A 22,943-nucleotide genomic window follows, 5' to 3' on the forward strand; every position below is an offset into this window, starting at 1 on the left:
ATCACAGATCGGGTCAGAATCCAGTCATCGCCCATACTTTGCCGGGGTTGCCGCGCGGCCTCAAGTCATTTTTGCATACGTTTGCAAAATCTCTGCGCGAACCCAGTCCGCAATGGTTGCGACGCCGGGCTCGGTCTGGCCCGGGCTCATTGCGTCACCCAGAATGACATGGTGTCCTGGATCATCGCCCGGCCCCATTTCAAGCGCCACGATCCGCGCACTCCACCCCTGCCCCACCTCCCGCGCATAGGCGGGGTCAATCGTTTGATCCCGATCCGAGACCATGATCAGTGCGGGCGCAGTGAGCTTGCGCGGACGGCGGCGATCAAACGCCACCAAGGTGTCACGCAGTGCGATCAGCGCCTCGAACGGATACCGAAAGGTCCACCCCCGCGCATGCGCCTCATTGCGCGGTCGAAACCAGCGTTCGCGCCCGATGATCAGTTTTCCCAAGACCTCGAACCACGGCAGGCGGAACACAGCCCTGGCCAAGCCGCTCTTCAGCCTGAAATTCGGCGACACAAGCACATGCCCGGCGATCTGTTCTGGTTCGTCCTGCGCGGCCAGAACGGCCAAAGGGCATCCGGTGGAGCACGACATCACCAACACCTTCTGCCCCAACATGCGACCGATGCGCAGCGTTTCATGCGCCGTGTCCATCCATGCCGCGAACGTGGCACGGCCCATGGCGGCGCCATCCGCACCATGCCCATCCAGCCGCGTGAAAAACAGGTTCGCACCCAGCGCAGCGGCCAAGCGCTCGGGCACTGGTTGCATCTCAATCGCTGACGCTGAAAACCCGTGGATCACAACAATCGACAGATCTGTCTGAACACCAATCTCACCCGCCCAATGCACCTGCTTTTCACACCCGGCCCGCAGATGCGGAACCATGGCCTCGCGCTCTGCGAGCCATGCCTCCAGCCCGCCAAGATCAGGCCAGGACACGCCGCGCCTTCGGTGCATAGATCGCCAGCAGGCAAAAGATCGACAGTGCAAATATGCCGGCAGGCACCAGCGTCATCGCGTAATGCAACGCATTGACCGCCTCTGGAAGTTGCTCGACCCGCCCTTCCGTCGTTGACCGCCAACCAAACACCGCAAGGATCAGCCCCATCGCACCGGGTGCCAGCGCGTTGGCAAGCTTCTGACCAAATAGCCAGATGGCAGAAAACGCCCCTTCAATGGCCTCTCCGGTCTCGGCGCGCGTGACATCCATAAGGTCCGGATACATCGCCCATGGGATCTGTTGATAGCTCCCATTGGTGAACCCGGCGATCAGGAACAGCCCGGCAACAACCGTGACATTTGTCGACGGCAGCGCAAGATAAAGCGCGAAGAGCAACCCGATATAGGCCGCGAGCCCGACACAGAGCGCGCCTGTTTTGCCGATGCGGTTCGACAGGATCACCCAGACAATCTGGCTCAGGATCGAGCCCAAGACGAACATCCCCAACAAAAGAGACAAAGGCCCCAGCGCTCCGGCCAATCCGGACAAAGGCGTCCCGCCCTGATCCTCGATCAGGTAAATTACGGCAAACGCCAACCCCGCCGTGATCAAGGCCACGGCAAATGTCATCACGCCATAGAGCACCGCCAGAGTGACAAAGGCCCGGTTCGACAGCACAAGCCGCATCATTTTCAGTGGCGACACGCTGGACGGCAGCATGATCCGCGGCGCCTTGCGCGTAATGAAGACGCTCAGCCAGATCGCGGCAATGACAACCGGCGCAACGATCAAAGCCGCCCGCGCATGACCTTCGAGCGAATTGCCCGCCAGCGCAGGCAGCAAGGCCCCACCGATCAAGATTCCGACCGAGGCAAACCCCATGCGCCACGCCACCATCGCGGATCGCTCTTTAGCGTCTTGCGTCATCTCACCCGCTGTCGCGCCATAGGGAATCGACACCATGGTGAACCCAATGGTCGCCATCACAAAGAACCCCGTAAACCAAAGCGCGTTGAAGCCCGGGTCGCGCCCCGGCGGCACGGCAAACATCAGATAAGTACCCGCGGCCAGAACAACCGCCCCGATCACCATCCACGGCACCCGCCGTCCCCAGCGCGAGTTCGTTTTGTCACTCAGATACCCGATAGCCGGATCAGTAATCATGTCAAAGAGCAGCACACCGGTCGCAATTGCGCCTGCCGTCGCCGCATCGATGCCCAAGTAACTTGTCAGAAAGGCCAGCACCAAAAGCTGCTTGATGATCACAAAGACCACGATGCCCATATCGGCAAGGCCCCAGCCCGCCTTTTGTCCCATTGTCAGCGTCATGTGCCCTCCCCGCGCATGCCATTGCACAACGCGTACAGCCCTAGCGCCAATTCCGCCAAACAAAACACCGCGTCACAGGTGCCCGGCCTTGTCCTTCTATGTTTGACAAATACTCCGGGGTCCAAGGGGCAGAGCCCCTTTCGCCGCCGCAGGCGGCGCCCTTTTGGGGTCACAGCCAGCGCAAGCTGGCGAAGAGGGAGGCGGGCGGCACCGCCCCAAGCACTCAGTCGATCACGCTCAGGACGTTTTCAACCGCATCTTCGACCAGCTTCAGCGACACTGGGTCAGAAAACCGGTGATCAGCATCTTTCAGGCAGACCAGACGCATGTCCGGCCCGGTTGCATGGGCCAAAAGCTTCGTCGCCCATTCCATCGGCACATCTTCATCCGCCGTGCCTTGTAGAAACCGCACCGGAAACGGCAGGTGCAACGGATCGCGCAGCACAAGGTTCTTGCGTCCGTCCTCAATCAGTTTGCGCGTGATGATGTACGGCTCACCATAGTCCGACGGGATCGCAATCCGCCCATCAGACATCACGGTCTGACGCTGATCTTCCGAAAACCCCGCCCAATAACCATCTTCAGTGAAATCCGGCGCAGCGGCGATCGTGATCATCCCGGCGATCCGCTCGGGCAACGCCTTCGCCATCAAAAGCGAAATCCAGCCCCCCATGGACGATCCGATCAACAAAAGTGGTCCCTGAGCAACTTGTTCCAGAACCGCTCGCGCATCTGCGGCCCATTCCCCGATACACCCGTCCTCGAACGCACCGTCACTCTCCCCATGGCCGGAATAATCAAACCGCAGAAAAGCCCGCTCGCGGGCCTGACACCAAGCCTCAAGATGTACGGCCTTTGTACCGCCCATGTCCGATTTGAACCCACCCAGAAACACGATGGTCGGCCCGGTTCCGGGGCTGTGATGATAGGCGATTCGACGTCCCGCTTCGGTCGTCAGATTAGAAGGTGCCGTCATGGTGATCCTCGCAACGTGCTTGCTTGCCTAGGTTTTTAGGAGATTCGGGAAGCCGCGTATATGTGACTATTGACTCACGTGACAAATGAGCCACCTATAAGACATGGACCTGATCTTCAAAGCTCTCGCCGACCCGGCCCGCCGCGATATCCTTGATGCTCTGCGCATCAAGGATGGACAGTCGCTCAGCGACCTTGAGACGAATTTCACGATGACCCGCTTCGGCGTGATGAAGCATCTGGGCGTGCTCGAAGATGCAGGCCTGATCACCACCCGCAAGCAGGGCCGCTTCAAATACCACTACATCAACGCCCTGCCCCTGCAGGAGGCGATCGACCGCTGGCTCGACCCTTTGCGTGTCAAACCGGCCGCACGCGGCATGCTCGACCTCAAATCGCGCCTTGAATCCGAAACCACCCCACCCCGTCAGGCTGCAACCGACGGGTCCCAACCTAAAGGACATCCCCAAGTGACCGACATGACCCCAGTTCCGGAAGGAACACCGATGACCGATCCCAAGCCAGATTTTGTCATGCAGACCTTTATCCGCTGCTCTCTGGACGCCTTATGGGATGCTCTGACCGATCCCGATGAGATGGCCAATTACCACTTTCTCGCGCAGGCCATCCGCAAAGAAGGCGACACAACCCATTTCGAATTTGAAGCCGGGCAACCGATGATGCGCGCCCGCGACATCCGTCTCGATCCCAAGAGCCGTATCGAACAAACATTCGAAGGACTTTGGGAAGGCGCAGGAGAACCATCTCGCTACGTTTATCATTTGAAGGAAGAAGGCGACGTCTGCTCACTTACGCTCGAACACTATGACCTCACCTTCCCGGTCGCCTATGGTGAAGGGGTCGCCGATGGCTGGGCCCGCCTATTGGCCGGACTAAAGACCTATCTGGAAACAGGCGAAACGGTCCGCTTCAGCGAAACCGCAACAGGGGTTTGAGCCATGACACCTGAACTCTTCTGGCTCACGCTCACCATGTTGCTCGCCGCCACGATGTGGCTGCCGTTCATCATCGGGGTCAACACGACAGAAAGCGGCCAACAGGTCACCAAGGATGGCCGCGCCAACATCCCGGAAATGGTGCCATGGGTGCAGCGCGCCAACCGCGCCCATCTGAACCTGGTTGAACAGGCCATGCCCTTTGCGGCGCTGGTGCTGTTGGCGCATGTGCTGGATGTGACATCGGGTGTCACAGTTGGGGCCGCCATAGCGTTCTTCTGGTTGCGGCTTGCACATGCTGTTTTCATGATCACGTCAGCCAATCAAATCCCGATCCGACCGATCATCTTCACGCTCGCATGGCTGTGCCCGATGGCGGTGGGCATCGAAATTCTGCGACTGGTCTGATTGCCCACAAACAAAAACGCCCGACGACCAAGTCGCGGGCGTTCTTCCATTCGGTTCGCGGTTGGGCCTTAGCCGCCGACGTAAACCCCAGACTTCGGACGGTAAAACACCTTTTGATTGTGCAGACGGCCCAGCAATCCGGTGATGTCACGCAGTTCTTCGTCAATCTCTTGCGGCTCCACATCAACCGAGCCAGAGATCGCATCCAGCCGTTTCATCGACAGTTCAGTCTTTTTGCGGTGCAGCGCGCCTTCGATCAGCGCGAGGTCATCAATCGTCAGATCAAACTTGCGGTTATAGCTGGCCATGTCGCTCTTGTTCCTAGATTTGTCGCTTGATGAGTTTCCTATCGTAAACACTTCCAAAAAGAAACACCTCTGAACACAAAAAATCATCATGATTTTCATGCGCTTAACTGCGAATTGAACGTGTACTTTGGTATACGTCGCGATCAGGCCTGTTGACCCGGCGGATTTAACCGTCACTTTCGTCCCATGACATCCGACACCCGCACCGACGCGTCCGCGTCTGCGTCCGCCTCTTCCGCCGTGATCACCGTTCTCTCTGCTGGCAACTTTGTCATCGGTATGGGTGCGTTCCTTGTTGTTGGCGTGATCGAACCCATTGCAGATGACCTCTCGGTCACACCCACCGCCGCCGGTGGTCTTTTGACGACCTACGCCTTGGCTTATGCGGTTTTGTCACCGGTCCTCGTGGCGTTGACCGGACAACTCGGGCGCAGGCGCGTCTTGGCAGGCGGATTGGCGATCTTCGGCATCGCGTCGGCTTTGGCCGCGCTGGCGCCTGACTTTCTGACGCTGAATCTGACCCGCATCCTCGCCGCGGCAGGCGCGGGCGTCGTCACACCGGTGGCTGCTGCTGTGGCTGCGGGGTTGTCTCCGCCAGAACGTCGCGCGCGCACGCTCGCCGCAGTATTCTTCGGCCTGACATTGGCGCAAGTGCTGGGCATTCCCGCCGGATCGTTCGTGGCCTATACATTCGGGTGGCAATGGGCATTCTGGTCAGTGTTCCTCCTTGCCTTGCCCTGCGTTATCGCGGTGTGGCGGACCGTGCCAGCGGGCCTGTCGTTTCAACCCGTGGCACTGCGCAATCTGGGGAGTGTCCTGAAGGATGGTCCGATGATGCTGGCCATCCTTTTTACCGCCACCTTCCTGGGGTCAATTTACGTTCTTTATACCTTCATGGCACCCCTACTGAGCAGTTCCATGGGCTTTGGTCGCAACGGTATCACTGCGGTTCTACTCGTCTTCGGCCTTGGCGCTGTTCTTGGAAACCTTCTGGGTGGGCGCTTGGCCGACAGGTTCGGCGCGGCGCAAACGCTGATTGTGCTTGCCGTTCTGCAAACACTCATGCTGCCGTTCTATTCCTACCTGCCGGTGCCAGCTTGGCTGCTTTATAGTTTCACCTTGATATGGTCGATCGCCGGGTGGAGTTTTGCAGCCGGGCAACAGCTTCGGCTCGTTCAACTCGGCGGAACTCAGGCGCAAGTTGCATTGTCGTTGAACGCCGCCGCGATCTATGTCGGCGCGGCGGTGGGCTCAGCCATTGGCGGCGCAGTCGTTGCAGGCTATGGGGTCAACGCCTTGGGTTTTGTTGCGGGCATCGGATGCCTGATCTCGGTGATCCATATCATCACGTCCTACAAGCTCAGCGGTTGATCCCCGCACGCCCCTGAACAACCATCATGGTGGCGGTCATGGTGGCGATGACCTTGCCACCGTTCGGTCCATGCGCCACGGCCTCACCTTCGGTGAATATCAACGTGCGCCCCGGCTTGATCACGCGCCCGACAAAGCTGAACCGTTCGCCCGCCGCAGGGGCCATCAGGGACACTTTGAATTCTACCGTCAAAACCTCGGCGTCGGCAGGCATCAGGCTCATCGCCGCGTAACCACATGCGCTGTCCAAAGCAGTCGTTGTGGCACCCGCATGGTGAAACCCGTGCTGCTGGACGAAGCTGGGGTTGAACAGCATTCCCAAAGTAACTTGCCCCGGATCAACGGCCTCTAACGTGATGCCCATGCTCTGCATGATCACCTGATCGTGGAAACTGTTGCGGACGCGGCTGTCGTAATTGGGATCAGCGGGCTGGAAAACGGTCTGGCTCATGCCTGCATCGTTGACAGTCGCCCCCGGCTAGGTCAAACGCCAAGTCACGACACATAACCCGCAACCGGGCGTTCCGTAGGCGCCAAACCGATGAGGAGAGCCAGCCACATGGCCCAGATCGCACTCACCCTTCCTGACGGCAATCAACGACACTACGATGCGGGCATTACCGCGGGCGAAGTCGCCGCCGACATTTCCAAATCACTGGCGAAAAAGGCGATCAGTGCGACCGTCAATGGCGCGCACTATGATTTGGCTTGGCCGATTGAGGCGGATGCCGACATCGCCATCCACAGCATGAAAGATGATGTGCAGGCGTTCGAGCTTGTCCGCCACGACCTGGCCCACGTCATGGCCCGCGCAGTGCAGGAAATCTGGCCAGACGTTAAGGTCACCATCGGCCCCGTCATCGAAAATGGCTGGTACTATGACTTCGACCGCGAAGAGCCGTTCACCGATGCCGATCTCGCCACCATCGAAAAGAAGATGAAAGAGATCATCAACCTGCGCGATCCCGTTCGCACCGAGGTTTGGGAGCGTGAGCGCGCGATCCAATACTACAAGGATCGTGGCGAGCCCTTCAAAGTCGAGTTGATCGAGTCGATCCCCGGCAACGAAGACCTGCGCATGTATTGGCACGGCGACTGGCAGGACCTTTGCCGTGGCCCTCACCTACAGCACACCGGCCAAATCCCGGCGGATGCGTTCAAACTGATGCGCGTGTCGGGGGCCTATTGGCGCGGCGACAGTGACCGAGAACAGCTGCAGCGGATTTATGGCGTCGGCTTCCTGAACCGCGATCAGCTCAAGGCGCATTTGACCTTTCTTGAAGAAGCCGAAAAACGCGACCACCGCCGTCTGGGCCGCGAGATGGACCTCTATCACATGCAGCCAGAGGCCCCCGGTCAGGTGTTCTGGCACCCGAACGGTTGGACCATCTACACCCAGTTGCAAGACTACATGCGCCGCAAACAACGCGCTGGCGGCTATGTCGAGGTGAACACACCGCAGGTCGTGGACCGCAAATTGTGGGAAGAATCCGGGCACTGGGAAAAGTATCAAGAGAACATGTTCATCGTCGAAGTGGACGAAGAACATGCGTCGCAAAAGGCGATCAACGCGCTTAAGCCGATGAACTGCCCGTGCCATGTGCAGGTCTATAATCAGGGTCTGAAATCCTACCGCGACCTGCCTTTGCGCATGGCCGAGTTTGGCTCTTGCGCCCGGTATGAACCGTCAGGCGCGCTCCACGGGATCATGCGCGTGCGTGGCTTTACCCAAGACGACGGTCACATCTTCTGCCGTGAAGACCAGATTGAGTCCGAAACGGCTGTGTTCATCGACTTTCTGTCCTCGGTCTACAAAGATCTCGGCTTCACCGAGTTCTCGGTCAAATTCTCGGACCGCCCCGAAACCCGTGCAGGCTCGGATGAGGTTTGGGACAAGGCCGAGGCCGCGCTATTGTCGGCCACCCGTGCCGCCGGGATCGAACCGACGCTGAACCCCGGTGAAGGGGCCTTCTACGGTCCAAAGCTCGAATTCGTTCTGACCGACGCCATCGGGCGTGACTGGCAATGTGGCACCCATCAGGTGGACTTCGTTCTGCCTGAACGCCTCGATGCCAACTACATTGGCGAAGATGGCAACAAACATCGCCCCGTCATGCTGCACCGCGCAACGCTGGGCTCGTTTGAACGCTTTATCGGTATCCTGATCGAAGAGCATTCCGGCAAGCTGCCGTTCTGGCTTGCTCCGCGTCAGGTCGTGGTCGCAGCGATCGTCTCGGACGCAGACGATTATGTGCATGAGGTCGTCGCAGCCCTTAAGGCCGCAGGCGTCCGCGCCGAGGCCGACGTGCGCAATGAAAAGATCAACTACAAGGTTCGCGAACACTCGGTCGCCAAGGTGCCAGTGATCCTTGCTTGCGGTATGCGCGAGGTCGAAGAGCGCACGGTCTCGATGCGTCGTCTGGGTCAGAAGCAATCGGAGACGCTGACCTTGGATGATGTCGTCCCACAACTGGCAGACGACTCCACGCCGCCTGATCTGAGGGGATAACCCCCGTATAAACGCAGTCCCGGTTCACCTCTGGGGCTGCACTGCTTCCGACTTACAGGGAACCACTCTTCAGGATCGCAGTTGTCCATTCGACACTGAGTTGAAAGGGCATCCCATGCGTAAGAACATTCTGATCCTGCTGACCTCGGCCGACATGATGGGCGACACCGGCAAGGAAACCGGTTTTCACTGGGAAGAGTTGTCGACCCCCTACTGGATCCTGCGCGACGCGGGACACGCGATCACGCTGGCAAGCGTGCGAGGCGGTCATCCCCCGGCAGACCCAAGCTCTGCCGATCCAGACGAACGACCAGACAGCACAGACCGCTTCATGAATGACCCGGTCGCGATGGAGGCATTGAAAACCACGCGCAATGCCGACGATATCGATCCGTCGCATTACGACGCGATTTATCTGCCCGGCGGCCATGGCACCATGTGGGACTTTGCCCAGTCCGAGGATGTCGCACGGATCATATCCGCCGTTTATGCAGCAGGCGGCGTTGTCGCATCGGTGTGTCATGGCCCGGCCGCCTTGCTCGGCGCGAAAAAGCCTGACGGTCGTCCATTGGTCGAAGGGCTGAAGGTCAATGCCTTCACCGACGCAGAGGAACGCGCGGTTGGCCTTGATGATGTAGTCCCGTTCCTGCTTGAGACGGAATTGCGCAAACAAGGAGCCGATTATGAGCACTCGGGCCAGTTCGATGCGCATGTTGCGGTCGACACCTCTGGCACTGGGACGTTGATCACGGGTCAAAACCCGGCATCTGCGAAACCGCTCGCGATGGCATTCCTGGCAGAAATCGACCACGCGCAGGCGCAGAAGGTCGCCTAAATCTGCCAAGTGACTCGCGCCGTCACCGGGACCCCGACCTCGGTGACGGCACCCTTCTTTGCAATTATTTCACGCGTCTCGCTGGTCCGTGTGCGAATGTTTGCAACAATTCCCGAAATCGGTAACGAAACCACTCGCGCATCATCACGCGGCTGTGTTGCACGCGCCTGTGAGTGGTATGTCAGCACACCGTTGGGCCATCTCTTTCGTGCACACCACAGTGCACCGAAACACACCGACCAAAAGGAAGAGATCCCATGTCCAACACCAAAAACACACTCGTCGTTGCATCCGCAGTCGCAGCAGCCATGGCCGCCAGCCTGAGCGCCCCAGCCCACGCACAAGCGCAGGAAAAATGCTACGGCGTGTCGCTGGCGGGTGAAAACGACTGCGCCGCTGGCCCAGGCACCACATGCGCCGGCACTTCGACTGTTGACTACCAAGGTAACGCATGGACGCTGGTCCCTGCAGGCACCTGCGCCGACATCGAAGTTCCAGCAGCAACTGACGGCATGGCACGCATGGGCTCGCTCGAAGCTCTGGACCGCGACCTGCCAGCATAAGCTGTCACGCCTCTGGGGCGGGTATCTGCCTGCCCCAGTTCGCCCATTCCGCTTGGTGCCAAAATCCTTGGAATAAGGATTTTTGCCTCCGGCGGAAGTTTTTGCAGCAAGAAGATAGACTAGGGGCTGCGCCATGCTGGATGCCTGTTTCGACACTTTACCGCCATTGCCCGGTGTGGGGTACAAACCCCAACACTACAGAGAAATCCTATCCGAGCCGGGATCGGTTGCATGGCTCGAAGTGCATGCCGAAAACTATATGGGCGACGGCGGACGGCCGCTTGCGCAGCTGCAATACTTGTCGCAACAGTTTCCTCTCTCCATTCACGGCGTAGGACTGTCCATTGGTGGCGAAGGCGATCTTGATCGCGCCCATCTGGACCGCCTGCGCAAGCTTTGCGATTGGGCCAAACCAGCCAGCTTTTCCGAGCATCTGGCATGGTCCACGCATGATGCGCATTTTCTGAATGATCTTCTACCGCTGCCTTACACCGAGGCGACGGTCGCAAGGGTCGCCGACCATGTCAGCCAGGTTCAGGATCATATTGGACGGCGGATGCTCTTGGAGAACCCGTCATCCTACCTGTGGTTTGAGGAGAGCACCCTGTCCGAGACTGACTTTTTGGCAGAGGTGGCCAAGCGTACTGGCTGCGGCCTTCTGCTGGATGTGAACAACGTTTTTGTGAGCGCCACAAATCTGAAAATGGACCCGCGCGCCTATATCGATGCCTTCCCGATGGAGCTTGTTGGCGAAATCCACCTTGGTGGACATGATGAGGATGAGGACGAGCATGGCGCGCCGCTCTTGATCGATAGCCACGGAGCCGAGGTCGTCGACCCGGTCTGGGCGCTGTATGATTACACGCTGGACCACGCGGGGCCCAAGCCCACGTTGATCGAATGGGACACAGACGTGCCGGATTGGCCTGTTCTGCGTGCAGAGGCAGACCGCGCCGCGCAGGCACTGACCCGAGTGCCCGCATGACCGTGTCCCAAACCAGCTTTCGCGCCGCTCTATTGGATGCCGAGCACCCCGCGCCTGCCGGGCTGACCGATGGCCACGGCACCCCAGCGCGGAAACGCTTTGATGTCTATCGGAACAACGTCGCCGTCAGCCTGACCGAGGCTTTGGTCACCGCCTTTCCCAGCATCCATTCGCTTGTTGGCGATGACTTCTTTCGCGCAATGGCTGGCGTGTTCTTGCGTCAGCATCCGCCATCCTCGCCAGTGATGATGTATTATGGTGCCGAGATGCCCGCGTTTCTGGCAGATTTCGCACCCGTCGCGCACCTGCCCTACTTGGCCGATGTCGCACGTATCGATTTGGCTCTTCGCCGCGCCTATCACGCCGCCGATGCTACTGCGGTGGACCCTTCAGCGTTTGGAGCCATAGCGCCAGAGGCATTAGGGGCCGTGGCATTTTCTCTTGCCCCTGCTGTGCAAATCGTCTCGTCGCCTTACCCCATCCACGACATCTGGCAGATGACAAAGGGCGGGTCAAAACCGTCCGCAGCTGCGCAAGACGTGTTAATTACACGCCCGGAATTTGACCCTGTCGTTGACCTCTTACCGCCTGGAGGTGCGATCTTTTTTGAACAAATCGGCATAGGTCAGACACTGGGAGCGGCCATGGAAACGGCCACCGGGCATGTTCCTGATTTTGATCTCGGCGGGCTGCTTGGCCTTGCGCTGACACGCGGTGCCTTGACCGATCTGACGCGTCCACCTGCCAACTGAACGACGCACCACTGAACGACCACAGACAGACACTAGAAAGACCCCAGCCATGATCCGTCTTCCCGCCCCGCTCCAGCGACTTGCAACCCGTCTCGACGATCTGGCTCCGGCCATCCTTCCAACGCTTGCGCGACTCAGCTTTGTTGGCATCTTGCTGGTCTATTACTGGAATTCTGCCGGAACCAAGCTGGGTGACGGGGTGTTCGGCGTGTTCTCGCCCTCCTTCGGGGCCTATGCGCAGATCTTCCCCGAGACCATGGAAGCGATCAGCTATGACGTGTCGGAGCTTGGGCTGTTTCACTGGGCGGTCGTCGTTGCTGGTACGGTCGCCGAATATGTCCTGCCGCTCTTGATCCTCTTGGGGCTTCTCACCCGGCTGGCGGCTCTCGGTATGATCGGATTTGTCTTTGTCCAAAGCTGGGTCGACATCCACGGCCACGGGCTGGGCGCAGATGACATTGGCGCATGGTTCGATGGGAACGCATCTGCGCTTATTCTTGATCAGCGCGCCTTTTGGGTGTTGGCACTATTGATCCTCGTATTGCGCGGGGCGGGTCCAATCAGCCTTGACCGGCTCGTGTTCCGGGCCGCACCGACTGCGGCCTAAAAATGCGCCTTTTCTTCGTCCGGGCGACCGGCTGCGACAGCCAACAGCCCGGCGATCCCGGTCATGGCAATTGGGAAGGTCGTGAAGATGCCCATCCCAAAGGCAAAGAACATCAGACCGGTCGATACGATCAACAGGATACCACCCCATAACGCGCGCGCCCGCGCCATGGCCGCGCCGACAATCCCCAAGATGGGACCCAAGATCGACGCGGTGCGCACCAGCGCGACATTGTCGAAATTGCCAAAGACCTCGGTCAATTCGGCGTGGTTCGATGCCACTTCGGTGTAGCCATAGCTGAAAAAGCCGACGACCAGCCCCAGAAGAGAACCGATCAACCCCAACGTCAAAGCCGCATTTCTCACAGCCAAACCTCCTGTGCGTCAGCTTTCCAGCCAATCGTCATCTTGTCGCCGTCGACAATCAACGGGCGTTTCATAAGCGTTGGGTTCTCTTTAACCAGCTCCAGCGGATTGCGCGCGCGTTCCGCCGCGTCCAGACCGCGCCAGGTGGCCGAACTCTTGTTTACGATCACGGGACCAAACGCGTCTGCGGCCCGCGTCAGAAGGTCTTCCGGCACGCCATCTTTGCGCACATCGATGAAATTTGCGTCAGGCAAAGCCTTCAACGCCTTTCGGCAGCTATCACAAGTCTTCAAACCGTACAGGTCCACGCGCAACACTCCTTGCCTTTTGTGCATTTCACCTAGGTGGTTTCCCGGAGGCACACAACCGTGCCACTCTCAGCGCCGCCCTGAGGTCCGCCGGCGGGTATTTGGAGGAGAAGCGATGCCAAGTGGCACGGTCAAGTGGTTCAACACCACAAAAGGTTACGGTTTCATCGAGCCCGCAGAAGGCGGCAAAGACATCTTTGTCCATATTTCTGCGGTGGAACAGGCTGGCATGACTGGTCTGGCGGACAACCAGCAAGTTGAGTTTGAGATCATTCAGGGCCGTGATGGTCGCCCGATGGCCGGCGAGCTGCGCTCAGGCTAAGGCGGACATTCTGCGACGGACATTTGTAGGGCGGGCACTTGGCTCGCCCCTCAGGCGTGATCCGTGCTAGCTGGAAAGCGATTGACGGTCTTCCTGCGCTGATAGGAAGAACAATTTAAGCGGCGGAGCGCTCGCCACGCGAGTCAACGGATCAGCGCTTCGAATTCACGCCATTCGCCTTTCGACATCCCAGAGGTTTCTTGCGTGACCTCTTCCCCCGCAATCATGCGTTTGACGCAGTCCATAGCTCGTGCGCTTAGCGTTGCGCCGCCAAGGCGGTAATCCTCGAACGCGCGATAGGCCAGCGGCACCCAGTCAGCGACCATCTCGCAAATTGCATCGGCATAGACCCGAATTTCATATTGTGCGTGGGCATCGGCCCGCAGACGCAAAAAGTGGAAGAGATTGTGCAAATCTATCTTCCAGTACCACTGCGTGTAGATGTTGGTCGGTAGGTTCATGCGCGCCAGTTCCCGCGCGAGCCCTTCTTGGCCGTCCTGACTGATCATCGCCTCGTAATTGTCGTAACTCCGTGCGCTGTCAGCTTTAAGGATTTCGAGGACGCGGGCGGCCTCTTCTCCCTGCAAAGTGTCACCCCGGCCTTGGTTGTTCACCTTCGACTGTGCAGCGATCTTGTCAGGCGCGGGAATGTAGAATTCACGATCAAGGATCGAATACCGAGCCGAGTATTCATTCACGTTTGCGGTCCGATGTCGGATCCACTGACGGGCAACAAAAACCGGTAGCTTTACGTGCAACTTGATTTCGCACATCTCGAACGGGGTCGAGTGCCAGTGCCGCATCAGATACCGGATAAGCCCCTCGTCATTGCTGACATGTTTCGTGCCTTCGCCGTAGGACACGCGCGCGGCCTGCACGATGGCACTGTCGTCGCCCATATAGTCGATGACCCGAACAAAACCGTGGTCCAGCACGGGATGCGCCGTATAAAGCCGCGCTTCCATGCCCGCGCTTGTCGCCCGCAAGGTCGACTGGCTTGTGTCCCGTTGGGCGGAAATTTCGGCCTGTTGCTCGGGCGAAAGGGGCATGCGCTGGCTCCATTTGGCGGTTGTGACTCGGGCATACTATATCTTGACCGCGCGCACTGCACCACAACCATATACTGATAATGCAAAAAGCTCGGGCATGCCTGCTGCGGCGTTGACTTGGGACACCATAAAAGGGAATCTGCGGTCCATAACAATCGGATCGAGCGTATGTCATTTCTGGGTAAATCCCTTGCGGTTTTCGGCCTCCTTTTCCTGATGGGATGCGGCGGTTCCAGCCCGTTCATCGAGACTCAGACAGGTGACGACACGACGACACCCGACGACGAAGACACGGTTGCCGATCCCGATCTGCCGCCCGGCACAGCCAATCCGCGCGCAGGGGCATCCATTGAACGCTTTGAGCCGACAGAGGCTGATGGCGGCATTCGCGGCGATGGCTTTGCAACCGACTTTGAACGCAACGACACCGACGACGAATTCACGGTCGACAATTTGGCCTTTGACGGGGCGAATACGTATCGGCGGATCGCCTTTGATGCAGCTTCCGACATTCCCGATGACTTTCAAGCCTACAAGAGCGACGGAACCTTCACCGATACCTTTGGAGATACGGATCAGGATATCGACCAATTCGAACACCGCTTGATCTTCCGCAGGTCCGAGGACGGCAATGTCCAATACGCAATCGTGCGCACGGGACAGTATATTCAATATGGCTTTGGCGGTTTTACCTATGAACGCCGTGGGCGGGTGCGGTTGCCGACGAATGGGCAGGCCGGATATTCCGGCAGCTATCAGGCGGTCCGCGATTTCGAAGGTGCCGGCGGCTTGGAATACGCCACCGGTGACATGACCATGGCCATCGATTTCGAAGACTTCAACGACGGCGATGGCGTTCAGGGACGCGTGACGAACCGCCGTATTTTTGACATCGACGGCAATGACATCACCGCGGATGTGGTCGCCGCCTTGGAAAGCGATATTCCAAGCCTTGTCTTCTCGGTCGGGCCCGGTGTCGGCACGGATGCAGGTGAGATCGTCGGCGATGTCAGCTCGAACATCTTGCAGGAAGACGGCTCTTTCGAAGCCTTTGAAAGCGGTAGCTACTACGCGATCCTTCAGGGTGACGACGCCGAGAATGTGGTGGGCGTCATCGTGTCGACCCATACCGATCCCCGCGCGGAGGGCGTGACGGTCCGCGAAACCGGTGGCTTTATCCTTGAACGCGGTGCGGGCGACTAAGATGCGGCTGGGTCATGCCCTTGCGGGGCTGGTCTTTGCCTGTGGTTTCGTCAGCACGGATGCCGTAGCCGACCCTCGCATCGACATGCAGGCCGCGTGGCAGGCGCAGGACTATGACGCAGCCCTGCAGGCGAGTGACCGCGTGCTTGCCGAAAATCCTGACGATTACATCGCGCTCGCTCTGAGAGCACGCGTGGCACGGATACAGAACAAGCCCGATCTAGCCGAAGCCGCCGCCAAGCGCGCATGGGGGGCGGCAGAAAACGCGCGCCAACGGCATGAAGCCGCGCGCATGGTGGCTCTGACCCTATTCGAGCAGGGAAACTTTACGCCCGCCCAACTGTGGCTGCGCCGCGCAATTCAGAACGCGCCGACCCCAGAGGTCCGCGCAGCAACTGTCGCCGAATTCAAAAAGGTTCGCAGGATCAATCCTTGGCAGGTGCAACTGACTTTTTCGGTCAACAGGTCTGACAACGTCAACACGGGTTCGAGCGAAGAAACATGGAGCGCATATTTCCTCGGATCAGAAGACAGCGGCGGCATCCCCTTTGAGCTTCCGATCCTTGGCGAGCAACAGGCGTTGTCGGGGACAGAATACGTCTATGGCGTCAGTGTCACCCGGCGGCTGGTGCGGCCCGGTCCTTGGCGCACAGAGCTGTCGGCAAGCTATCTTGCGAAAGACATCTCGCTGAGTGCCGAGGCCCGCGAACAGGCACCACTGGCCAGATCAAGCGACTACGACCTGCGCCAATACACCCTTGGGCTTTCAAGCTCGCGGGTAAGCGGCCCCACCAAACATGACATTCAATCTGAACTCAGCCGCGTCGATTATGGCGGCGACCACCTGAGCACGGGCTTCCGGCTGGGCTATACCCATAGCCGCGCCTTGGACCGTGGCCTGGCTTGGCGCACCCAGGCCGCACTAGGTCGCACGCTGCGGGAGGACAGACATATATCGTCCTCTTGGCGGACTGAAATCTCGACCGGGCCGCTTAAACAGGTTGGCAAGAGTATCTGGACAGCCGACGCCATGCTCTTTGATGTTCAATCCGACAGCAACAACGTCGCCCGCGATGGATGGTCTTTTGAGACCCGCTGGGCGCGGACTGATCCTGTCGCCTTTGGCGCGATGCTAAGTGCGGGATTGGAGTTTGGCGTCACTACTTATGACAGCGGCTTTTTCGGGGCCTCTGATCCGCGACGCGACGAACGTATCCACGCCACGTTCGGGGCCGTTTTTTCCGATCTCGACCTGTACGGCTTTTCCCCAAGTCTTGAGATCAGCCACACAAGCACCACCTCAAACGTGACGCTTTACACATTCGACGACACGTCAATCGTCCTCGGTATCAAATCCGCCTTTTGACAGGCGGCGAAAGGGAAGACTGGTGAAACTCAAATTTCTTCACACGATGGTCCGCGTCAAAGACCTCGAGGCCTCAATGGCATTCTACAAGCTGCTCGGTCTCGAAGAGACCCGGCGCTACGACAATGAACAAGGACGATTTTCGCTGATCTTCATGGCGCCTCCCGGTCAACCGGAGTGCCCTGTCGAGCTGACCTATAACTGGGACGGCGATGACGAACTGCCGTCGGACAGCCGCCATTTTGGTCACCTCGCCTACTCGGTCGAGAATATCTACGAAACCTGCCAGCACCTGATGGACAATGGCGTCACCATCAACCGTCCGCCACGTGACGGGCACATGGCCTTTGTGCGGTCGCCGGACAATATCTCGGTCGAACTGCTGCAAATGGGCGATAGCCTGGCCCCAGCAGAGCCGTGGGCGAGCATGGAAAACACCGGCCATTGGTAAACTGGCGGCAAAGGCACGGCACCCGAGAAAACGCGCGGAGACTGTGGCGGTTGATAATGGCCGCCGCCATGGTCGTTGGGTCTAGCCTCCCGGCTTTTTCGGATCAGCCGTGCCGTCAGGCGCTGATCCTCGGGCTTGATGTGTCGGGGTCAGTCGATGAACAGGAATATCGCCTGCAAATCGACGGGCTCGCCGCCGCCCTGTCCAACGCGAAGGTACGCGAACGCATCTTGGCTATGCCTGCCGCGCCGATCCGATTGGCCGTCTTCGAATGGAGCGGTCCCCGTGCACAATACGAAGTCTTGCCGTGGACGAGTCTGGATACGAACACTGCGATTGACCGTGCCGTGGCGCGTATCGCAGCCCAGACACGTCAAACTCAGAACGCGGATGCCACCGCAGGCAACCAAGCCACAGCGCTTGGCAGCGCGATGCGCTTTGCCCAAAGCCGCCTGGCCTCGCAGCGCCACTGCTGGCAGCGCACGGTCGATATTTCAGGAGATGGCAAACACAACACCGGCCCTGATCCGCAAATCCTGCGTGATCGCATGGAAGCCGAAGGGATCATCGTGAATGGTCTGGTGATCGGTGCCGACAACCCCGCCTTCGGCGACACACGCTCCGCTGACATCGGAGAGTTATCCAGCTATTACAATGCGTTCGTGATCACGCGCCCGACAGGCTTTGTCATAACAGCTCTGGGATTTCAGGATTTCGAGCGTGCGATGGTCACCAAGCTGATCCGCGAGATTTCTGTGCCTGTGCTCGGGCAGGCCCCTGCCCCGCAATCAATACGCCCGCCTGACCAAGCCGCGCATCCAGTGGCTTATTTCAGGCGTTGAGGGTCACCCAAGCCATCGGCCAAACCGCCGAATAGCGCACTCAATAAATGTAGCGGATTTGATCTGTCCAATACCGCTCGACCCGACGCAGGGCGACGTTGATGTCTTCAATTCCGTTTGGTCCAAGAACGCCGGTGTTTTCCAACCCATCAGCATGTCGCGCGAACAGGTCACCAACGATTTTGCGAACCTGCTGTCCCTTGGTTGTCAGGCGTACCCGCACAGACCGGCGGTCAACCTCGCATCGCTGGTGGTGCATATAGCCCATCTCGACCAGCTTCTTCAGGTTATAGCTGACGTTAGAGCCCTGATAATACCCACGCGACTTCAGCTCGCCCGCCGTGACCTCATTGTCGCCGATATTGAACAGCAACAACGCCTGCACGGCGTTGATCTCTAGCATGCCAACGCGCTCGAATTCGTCCTTGATCACATCCAGCAGCAGCCGGTGCAAGCGCTCGACCAGAGCAAGTGAATCCAGATAGCCGGTGATGAAACCCTGCGCCTGTGGCGCGCCAAAGCTGCTATGAATGGTCATCAAAGTCTCCGCGTTCGATGAACCTGTTCTGACGCGGAAAGACGAAAAATGGGTTAAGCGCGATTCAAGTGCAAAGATTAGTCGTTAAATTCTGACATAATCCTGTCAATCATGGCTGCATGTTCTGCTGGCGCGGGCTTTTGCCCGCTGACCCATTGATATAGGTCCTGATCGTTTTCGGCCAACATCGCCTCATAGGCATCCAGCTCTGCTGCGTCCAATGACCGAAGGTGCGCATCGGCGAACTTGGTCAGGATGACGTCCATTTCCTTGATGCCGCGCCGGATGGAGCGCATGTAAAGCCGCTTGACCCGCGCTTCGGGCGTCTCAGTCATCATCAGGCGGCATCCTTCAAACGCGTCTCAAGCCGGTCCAGCCGCTTCAGCGCCGCCAGAAGGTCGGCGCGCAGCGCAACGAGATCCTCAAGCGTGACACCAGCCACGGGATCTTCATCCGGTCCACTGACGCCTTCACCTTCACCGGTCAACAGCCAGCTCATCGACACATTCAAAACGCCAGACAGCATTTGAAGTTTGTTGGAGCGCGGCTCTGACACGTCATCTTCCCAGTCGCGCACGGTCTGAAGTTTAACGCCCAGTCGGCGGGCAAGCTGCTTTTGATCCATCCCGGCTGCGTTTCGTGCTCCAGCCACCCGATCCCCGAATGTTGCCTGTTCGGCGCTGTACCAATCGTTCGTCTCGTCGTTCATTGTACCCCTCCGGACCATCGGGCTTGTACCGTTCCGGCGCCATTCGTATGACGCTCTGGTGCGAAACACCACAGGGGGCACCGGATGTCTTTTCTCTCAGCGACACTTGATCGCGTGAAACCCTCACAAACCATCGCCGTGACCCAACGCGCCGCAGAATTGCGCGCGCAGGGCAAGAACGTCATCGGCCTTGGCGCAGGCGAACCCGACTTTGGCACGCCTGACAACATCAAGGCCGCCGCCATCGCCGCTATCAACGCGGACAAGACAAAATATACGGCCGTCGACGGCATCCCAGAATTGAAAGACGCCGCCGTCGCCAAATTCGCACGCGACAACAACCTGACCTACACGCGTGACCAGATCACCGTCGGCACCGGCGGCAAACAGATTCTCTTCAACGCGTTGATGGCCACCCTGAATCCCGGAGACGAAGTCATCATCCCGGCACCGTTCTGGACCTCTTATCCCGATATGGTGTCCCTTGCGGGCGGCAATCCGGTTATCGTCACCACCGGCCCCAACACCAATTACAAACTGCGCGCAGAAGACCTCGAAGCGGCCATCACGCCGAACACCAAATGGTTGATCTTCAACTCGCCCTCGAACCCAACCGGGGCCGGCTACGCGTGGGACGACCTCAAGGCCCTGACAGATGTGCTGATGCGCCATCCGCAGGTCTGGGTTTTGTCGGACGACATGTACGAGCACCTGTTCTTCGACGATTTTGAGTTCTGCACCCCTGCACAGGTTGAACCCGGGCTTTACGAGCGCACGCTCACGGCCAATGGGGTATCCAAAGCCTATGCCATGACAGGTTGGCGCATCGGCTATGCCGGCGGCCCGGTCGACCTGATCAAGGCCATGCGCAAGGTTCAGTCGCAATCAACGTCAAACCCATGCTCCGTCTCGCAATGGGCCGCTGTAGAGGCGTTGAACGGGCCACAGGATTTTCTCGCGCCGAACCGCGCCCTGTTCGAAACCCGCCGTAACCTTGTGGTGGACGGGTTGAATGCCTGCCCCGGCATCACCTGTCCCCGTCCCGAAGGCGCGTTTTATGTCTATCCGTCGATCAACGCATTGATTGGAAAGACATCTGCTGGGGGCCGCCGCATCGAAACGGACTCGGATTTCTGCGAAGCGCTCCTTGATGAACAACTCGTTGCGGTTGTATCGGGTTCTGCCTTCGGGGTTTCCCCAGCCTTCCGTGTCAGCTACGCTACATCGAACGAGGCATTGGCCGAGGCCTGCGCGCGCATCAAGACGTTCTGCGAGGGCCTGCACTGAAGACGAGCATGTAGACGGGGACGCGATGTCGACCGACCTGCCAGAATACTATTTCCGTATCCGCGATAAGGGTGCGGTTGTGTTTCGCATCGACACCCAAAACCGCCAGCGGCGCATCGACATGGACCAGATCGCCGTGGTCAACATCGTCAACGGTCAGATCAAACCCCACGGCCAACGCGAGCTGTCGAACGAAGACGTGGCCGTGATCCAGGATTGGATGGCCGAACGTACGGCCATGCTTAAGGCACGGACCATCGACGACATTCACCGCGCGGTTGATCACCTGAACCACACTGCCCAGTGGGTTCAATCCCAGGCCGAAGACGACGAGTTGGAAGAGGTCACCGATACCCTTCTGCTTGCGATGCATGACTTGCGCTCTGTGCTGGTTCGCAAAAAGGCCGACCGGCTTATGAAAGCGCGCGCAGCGTCTGAGTAGCGGGCTTTTTCGCGCCTACTCTGCGTCCGGAACGGCAGAGACCGGAAACTTCCGCCCCACATGCCGCCAAAATCGCAACATGAGCGCAACGCCCGCGATGCCAAGCCCGACCACCAGCCCGGCCCAAACACCAACGCCGCCCCAGCCCAGTGTGATGCCAAGCACATAGGCAACCGGCATACCGATCCCCCAATAGCTGAACGCCGCGATGATCATCGGCACTTGCGTGTCCTGAATGCCGCGCAACAGACCCAGCGCCGTCACCTGCGCGCCATCCATCAATTGAAAGAGCGCCGCCATCGCAAGAAGCGTCACACCGATTGTGATGATGGCCTCACGCGCCGGTTCATCGCGATCCAGAAACGCCGAGATCAAAGGCTCCGGCAGGCTGAGGAAGACGACCATTGTTGCCAGCGCCATCGTCACCGAAAGCGATACCGACACATGACCCGCCCTGTGCAGATCCGGCAAGGACCGCCGTCCAAAGGCCCGTCCTGCACGCACGGTTGCGGCCTGTGAAATGCCCAGATGCATGACAAATGTCAGTGACGCGATCTGAATGGCAATCCCATGCGCCGCCAGTTCGACCGTCCCGATCAACCCCATCAAAAGAGCGGCCCCCGTGAACAGTCCAACCTCGGATACAGACGTCACGGCAATCGGCCAGCCCAAGCGGAACACCTGCCCAAAGACCGGCCAATCCGACCGCCAGATGCGCGCAAAAAGCGTGTGCTGTGGAAAGTGACGCAGCGCGTACCAAACCACCACGGCAAGGCTGGCCAATTGCACCGTCAACGTGGCCGTCGCGGCCCCGCGCACGCCCATTTCAGGCGCGCCGAAATGCCCGAAGATCAGAACATAGTTCAACGCAGCATTCGGAAGCACCGCACCCGCCGTCACCCAAAACGCGATGCCGGTATGCTCCAGCGCTGAAAGGTAGCTTTTGAGGACCATGATCCAAAGCGCGGGGATCAGCGCAAAACCCGTGATGCGCAGGTAATCCTGTGCCAGACGGGCGACCTTTGGCTCTTGTCCAAGGACGAGCATCAGGGCCTCGGAAAACCACAGCGGGATCAAGGCGAGAACACCAAACAACGTCACGAGCCAGAACGCCATCCGCGTGACTCGGCGGATGCGCTGCTCATCCCCGGTTTCAGAGGCTTCGGCCACCATTGGCGTCGCCGCCCAGCCAAAGCCCGAGATCGTGAGGAAGAAGACAAACCAGACAGACCCAGCAATCGTCAACGCCGCCAACTCGGTCACGCCGTACCACCCGACCATCAAGGTATCGACGGCTCCGATCGCGACCTGCGCAACATGACTGCCGGCCAAGGGCAGCCCCAACGCCAGTACGGCCTTCAACTCTGGTCGGTATGTGGCCCACTGTCCCATCCCTCAGCGCTTAATCTGGCGTGCTGCGTCCCGCAACACTCCTGAGCGGGATTAATACAATGGCCAGACCCCAAGGGCGGTAGCCACATCGCCCCATCCCGTGCAGGATAGGCAGAGCCAAG

28 protein-coding genes are annotated in these 22,943 nt (G+C 59.1%); 16 read left to right on the top strand and 12 right to left on the bottom strand.

Annotation, left to right across the window (positions count from 1 at the left end; translation table 11 throughout):
- Window positions 1-60: 60 nt before the first annotated feature.
- The 3 genes from FE702_RS07135 to FE702_RS07145 all read right to left on the bottom strand — a co-directional run bounded on the left by FE702_RS07135 (window position 61) and on the right by FE702_RS07145 (window position 3,254).
- A complete protein-coding gene (locus FE702_RS07135) occupies window positions 61-948 on the bottom strand; it encodes an alpha/beta hydrolase (protein WP_186827014.1) in 888 nt (295 codons plus the stop codon).
- Window positions 935-2,278: an MFS transporter gene (locus FE702_RS07140; RefSeq protein ID WP_147125560.1), complete on the bottom strand. Its 1,344-nt coding sequence runs from the start codon at window positions 2,276-2,278 to the stop codon at window positions 935-937. The genes FE702_RS07135 and FE702_RS07140 overlap by 14 nt, the downstream gene beginning before the upstream one ends.
- 223 nt (window positions 2,279-2,501) lie before the next feature.
- Entirely contained in the window at window positions 2,502-3,254 is a 753-nt protein-coding gene (locus tag FE702_RS07145) for an alpha/beta fold hydrolase (RefSeq protein ID WP_147125561.1), read from the bottom strand.
- A 103-nt stretch (window positions 3,255-3,357) separates the two neighbouring features.
- Here FE702_RS07145 and FE702_RS07150 point away from each other — a divergent pair, with 103 nt between their 5' ends.
- The gene (locus FE702_RS07150; RefSeq protein ID WP_147125562.1) at window positions 3,358-4,209 is read left to right on the top strand and encodes an ArsR/SmtB family transcription factor; all 852 of its coding nucleotides are present in this window, start codon (window positions 3,358-3,360) and stop codon (window positions 4,207-4,209) included.
- Between the two features lie 3 nt (window positions 4,210-4,212).
- A complete protein-coding gene (locus FE702_RS07155) occupies window positions 4,213-4,617 on the top strand; it encodes an MAPEG family protein (protein ID WP_147125563.1) in 405 nt (134 codons plus the stop codon).
- A gap of 68 nt (window positions 4,618-4,685) precedes the next feature.
- Here the strand turns inward: FE702_RS07155 and FE702_RS07160 are convergent, their stop codons facing one another.
- Window positions 4,686-4,925, bottom strand: a complete 240-nt coding sequence (locus FE702_RS07160) for a hypothetical protein (RefSeq protein WP_147125564.1) — start codon at window positions 4,923-4,925, stop codon at window positions 4,686-4,688.
- Between the two features lie 186 nt (window positions 4,926-5,111).
- Between FE702_RS07160 and FE702_RS07165 the strand changes: the two genes are divergently transcribed.
- The gene (locus FE702_RS07165; protein ID WP_147125565.1) at window positions 5,112-6,296 is read left to right on the top strand and encodes an MFS transporter; all 1,185 of its coding nucleotides are present in this window, start codon (window positions 5,112-5,114) and stop codon (window positions 6,294-6,296) included.
- Here the strand turns inward: FE702_RS07165 and FE702_RS07170 are convergent.
- Complete coding sequence (locus FE702_RS07170; RefSeq protein ID WP_147125566.1) at window positions 6,286-6,747, bottom strand: PaaI family thioesterase; 462 nt, start codon at window positions 6,745-6,747, stop codon at window positions 6,286-6,288. The two genes, FE702_RS07165 and FE702_RS07170, sit on opposite strands and share 11 nt — an antisense overlap.
- 108 nt (window positions 6,748-6,855) lie before the next feature.
- Here FE702_RS07170 and thrS point away from each other — a divergent pair, with 108 nt between their 5' ends.
- The 6 genes from thrS (at window position 6,856) to FE702_RS07200 (ending at window position 12,547) form a co-directional block, all read left to right on the top strand.
- Window positions 6,856-8,805, top strand: a complete 1,950-nt coding sequence (gene thrS / locus FE702_RS07175; RefSeq protein ID WP_147125567.1) for a threonine--tRNA ligase — start codon at window positions 6,856-6,858, stop codon at window positions 8,803-8,805.
- A gap of 115 nt (window positions 8,806-8,920) precedes the next feature.
- A complete protein-coding gene (locus FE702_RS07180) occupies window positions 8,921-9,640 on the top strand; it encodes a type 1 glutamine amidotransferase domain-containing protein (RefSeq protein ID WP_147125568.1) in 720 nt (239 codons plus the stop codon).
- Between the two features lie 257 nt (window positions 9,641-9,897).
- Entirely contained in the window at window positions 9,898-10,203 is a 306-nt protein-coding gene (locus tag FE702_RS07185; RefSeq protein ID WP_147125569.1) for a BufA1 family periplasmic bufferin-type metallophore, read from the top strand.
- Window positions 10,204-10,336: 133 nt separating this feature from the next.
- Window positions 10,337-11,188 (top strand): MNIO family bufferin maturase, encoded by an 852-nt coding sequence (bufB, locus tag FE702_RS07190; protein ID WP_147125570.1) that lies wholly within the window; start codon window positions 10,337-10,339, stop codon window positions 11,186-11,188.
- Window positions 11,185-11,940, top strand: coding sequence for an HvfC/BufC N-terminal domain-containing protein (locus FE702_RS07195; RefSeq protein ID WP_147125571.1), 756 nt, complete (start codon window positions 11,185-11,187; stop codon window positions 11,938-11,940). Before bufB ends, FE702_RS07195 begins: the two co-directional genes overlap by 4 nt.
- 49 nt (window positions 11,941-11,989) lie before the next feature.
- Window positions 11,990-12,547, top strand: coding sequence for a DoxX family membrane protein (locus FE702_RS07200; protein WP_147125572.1), 558 nt, complete (start codon window positions 11,990-11,992; stop codon window positions 12,545-12,547).
- Here the strand turns inward: FE702_RS07200 and FE702_RS07205 are convergent.
- Together FE702_RS07205 and FE702_RS07210 are read right to left on the bottom strand one after the other, a co-directional pair.
- Complete coding sequence (locus FE702_RS07205; RefSeq protein ID WP_147125573.1) at window positions 12,544-12,912, bottom strand: hypothetical protein; 369 nt, start codon at window positions 12,910-12,912, stop codon at window positions 12,544-12,546. The genes FE702_RS07200 and FE702_RS07205 overlap by 4 nt on opposite strands.
- A complete protein-coding gene (locus FE702_RS07210) occupies window positions 12,909-13,220 on the bottom strand; it encodes an arsenate reductase family protein (protein ID WP_147125574.1) in 312 nt (103 codons plus the stop codon). Before FE702_RS07210 ends, FE702_RS07205 begins: the two co-directional genes overlap by 4 nt.
- Window positions 13,221-13,335: 115 nt before the next feature.
- Between FE702_RS07210 and FE702_RS07215 the strand changes: the two genes are divergently transcribed.
- On the top strand, window positions 13,336-13,542 hold the full coding sequence (locus FE702_RS07215) for a cold-shock protein (protein WP_147125575.1): 207 nt from the start codon (window positions 13,336-13,338) through the stop codon (window positions 13,540-13,542).
- A 143-nt stretch (window positions 13,543-13,685) separates the two neighbouring features.
- On the opposite strand, the gene thyX is transcribed toward FE702_RS07215, so the two are convergent.
- On the bottom strand, window positions 13,686-14,591 hold the full coding sequence (thyX, locus tag FE702_RS07220) for an FAD-dependent thymidylate synthase (RefSeq protein WP_147125576.1): 906 nt from the start codon (window positions 14,589-14,591) through the stop codon (window positions 13,686-13,688).
- Window positions 14,592-14,759: 168 nt separating this feature from the next.
- Here thyX and FE702_RS07225 point away from each other — a divergent pair, with 168 nt between their 5' ends.
- From FE702_RS07225 to FE702_RS07240, 4 genes are read left to right on the top strand one after another with little or no spacing between them, the layout of a single operon-like run.
- Window positions 14,760-15,794, top strand: a complete 1,035-nt coding sequence (locus FE702_RS07225; RefSeq protein ID WP_147125577.1) for a hypothetical protein — start codon at window positions 14,760-14,762, stop codon at window positions 15,792-15,794.
- 1 nt (window position 15,795) lies between these two features.
- Entirely contained in the window at window positions 15,796-17,160 is a 1,365-nt protein-coding gene (locus FE702_RS07230) for a hypothetical protein (RefSeq protein ID WP_147125578.1), read from the top strand.
- A 22-nt stretch (window positions 17,161-17,182) separates the two neighbouring features.
- A complete protein-coding gene (locus FE702_RS07235; protein ID WP_147125579.1) occupies window positions 17,183-17,611 on the top strand; it encodes a VOC family protein in 429 nt (142 codons plus the stop codon).
- Between the two features lie 56 nt (window positions 17,612-17,667).
- Window positions 17,668-18,453: a DUF1194 domain-containing protein gene (locus FE702_RS07240; RefSeq protein ID WP_147125580.1), complete on the top strand. Its 786-nt coding sequence runs from the start codon at window positions 17,668-17,670 to the stop codon at window positions 18,451-18,453.
- A 40-nt stretch (window positions 18,454-18,493) separates the two neighbouring features.
- On the opposite strand, the gene FE702_RS07245 is transcribed toward FE702_RS07240, so the two are convergent.
- The 3 genes from FE702_RS07245 to FE702_RS07255 all read right to left on the bottom strand — a co-directional run bounded on the left by FE702_RS07245 (window position 18,494) and on the right by FE702_RS07255 (window position 19,700).
- On the bottom strand, window positions 18,494-18,991 hold the full coding sequence (locus FE702_RS07245; protein WP_147125581.1) for a MarR family winged helix-turn-helix transcriptional regulator: 498 nt from the start codon (window positions 18,989-18,991) through the stop codon (window positions 18,494-18,496).
- Between the two features lie 77 nt (window positions 18,992-19,068).
- Window positions 19,069-19,326 (bottom strand): succinate dehydrogenase assembly factor 2, encoded by a 258-nt coding sequence (locus tag FE702_RS07250; protein ID WP_147126157.1) that lies wholly within the window; start codon window positions 19,324-19,326, stop codon window positions 19,069-19,071.
- Between the two features lie 2 nt (window positions 19,327-19,328).
- Entirely contained in the window at window positions 19,329-19,700 is a 372-nt protein-coding gene (locus tag FE702_RS07255) for a helix-turn-helix domain-containing protein (protein WP_147125582.1), read from the bottom strand.
- 84 nt (window positions 19,701-19,784) lie between these two features.
- On the opposite strand from FE702_RS07255, the gene FE702_RS07260 reads away from it, so the two are divergent.
- Window positions 19,785-20,987 (top strand): pyridoxal phosphate-dependent aminotransferase, encoded by a 1,203-nt coding sequence (locus tag FE702_RS07260; RefSeq protein ID WP_147125583.1) that lies wholly within the window; start codon window positions 19,785-19,787, stop codon window positions 20,985-20,987.
- Between the two features lie 25 nt (window positions 20,988-21,012).
- Complete coding sequence (locus FE702_RS07265; RefSeq protein ID WP_147125584.1) at window positions 21,013-21,429, top strand: hypothetical protein; 417 nt, start codon at window positions 21,013-21,015, stop codon at window positions 21,427-21,429.
- A gap of 15 nt (window positions 21,430-21,444) precedes the next feature.
- On the opposite strand, the gene FE702_RS07270 is transcribed toward FE702_RS07265, so the two are convergent.
- A complete protein-coding gene (locus FE702_RS07270; RefSeq protein ID WP_147125585.1) occupies window positions 21,445-22,821 on the bottom strand; it encodes an MATE family efflux transporter in 1,377 nt (458 codons plus the stop codon).
- Window positions 22,822-22,943: the final 122 nt, after the last annotated feature.

It is taken from the genome of Shimia ponticola (genome assembly GCF_007995215.1).
GTDB classification, from domain to species: Bacteria; Pseudomonadota; Alphaproteobacteria; order Rhodobacterales; family Rhodobacteraceae; genus Shimia_B; species Shimia_B ponticola.

Coding starts and splice junctions, on each gene's coding strand:
- FE702_RS07140 (WP_147125560.1), bottom strand. CDS start 2,278: ATGACGCTGACAATGGGACAAAAGGCGGGCTGGGGCCTTGCCGATATG.
- FE702_RS07145 (WP_147125561.1), bottom strand. CDS start 3,254: ATGACGGCACCTTCTAATCTGACGACCGAAGCGGGACGTCGAATCGCC.
- FE702_RS07150 (WP_147125562.1), top strand. CDS start 3,358: ATGGACCTGATCTTCAAAGCTCTCGCCGACCCGGCCCGCCGCGATATC.
- FE702_RS07155 (WP_147125563.1), top strand. CDS start 4,213: ATGACACCTGAACTCTTCTGGCTCACGCTCACCATGTTGCTCGCCGCC.
- FE702_RS07160 (WP_147125564.1), bottom strand. CDS start 4,925: ATGGCCAGCTATAACCGCAAGTTTGATCTGACGATTGATGACCTCGCG.
- FE702_RS07165 (WP_147125565.1), top strand. CDS start 5,112: ATGACATCCGACACCCGCACCGACGCGTCCGCGTCTGCGTCCGCCTCT.
- FE702_RS07170 (WP_147125566.1), bottom strand. CDS start 6,747: ATGAGCCAGACCGTTTTCCAGCCCGCTGATCCCAATTACGACAGCCGC.
- thrS (WP_147125567.1), top strand. CDS start 6,856: ATGGCCCAGATCGCACTCACCCTTCCTGACGGCAATCAACGACACTAC.
- FE702_RS07180 (WP_147125568.1), top strand. CDS start 8,921: ATGCGTAAGAACATTCTGATCCTGCTGACCTCGGCCGACATGATGGGC.
- FE702_RS07185 (WP_147125569.1), top strand. CDS start 9,898: ATGTCCAACACCAAAAACACACTCGTCGTTGCATCCGCAGTCGCAGCA.
- bufB (WP_147125570.1), top strand. CDS start 10,337: ATGCTGGATGCCTGTTTCGACACTTTACCGCCATTGCCCGGTGTGGGG.
- FE702_RS07195 (WP_147125571.1), top strand. CDS start 11,185: ATGACCGTGTCCCAAACCAGCTTTCGCGCCGCTCTATTGGATGCCGAG.
- FE702_RS07200 (WP_147125572.1), top strand. CDS start 11,990: ATGATCCGTCTTCCCGCCCCGCTCCAGCGACTTGCAACCCGTCTCGAC.
- FE702_RS07215 (WP_147125575.1), top strand. CDS start 13,336: ATGCCAAGTGGCACGGTCAAGTGGTTCAACACCACAAAAGGTTACGGT.
- thyX (WP_147125576.1), bottom strand. CDS start 14,591: ATGCCCCTTTCGCCCGAGCAACAGGCCGAAATTTCCGCCCAACGGGAC.
- FE702_RS07225 (WP_147125577.1), top strand. CDS start 14,760: ATGTCATTTCTGGGTAAATCCCTTGCGGTTTTCGGCCTCCTTTTCCTG.
- FE702_RS07230 (WP_147125578.1), top strand. CDS start 15,796: ATGCGGCTGGGTCATGCCCTTGCGGGGCTGGTCTTTGCCTGTGGTTTC.
- FE702_RS07240 (WP_147125580.1), top strand. CDS start 17,668: ATGGCCGCCGCCATGGTCGTTGGGTCTAGCCTCCCGGCTTTTTCGGAT.
- FE702_RS07245 (WP_147125581.1), bottom strand. CDS start 18,991: ATGACCATTCATAGCAGCTTTGGCGCGCCACAGGCGCAGGGTTTCATC.
- FE702_RS07250 (WP_147126157.1), bottom strand. CDS start 19,326: ATGACTGAGACGCCCGAAGCGCGGGTCAAGCGGCTTTACATGCGCTCC.
- FE702_RS07255 (WP_147125582.1), bottom strand. CDS start 19,700: ATGAACGACGAGACGAACGATTGGTACAGCGCCGAACAGGCAACATTC.
- FE702_RS07260 (WP_147125583.1), top strand. CDS start 19,785: ATGTCTTTTCTCTCAGCGACACTTGATCGCGTGAAACCCTCACAAACC.
- FE702_RS07265 (WP_147125584.1), top strand. CDS start 21,013: ATGTCGACCGACCTGCCAGAATACTATTTCCGTATCCGCGATAAGGGT.
- FE702_RS07270 (WP_147125585.1), bottom strand. CDS start 22,821: ATGGGACAGTGGGCCACATACCGACCAGAGTTGAAGGCCGTACTGGCG.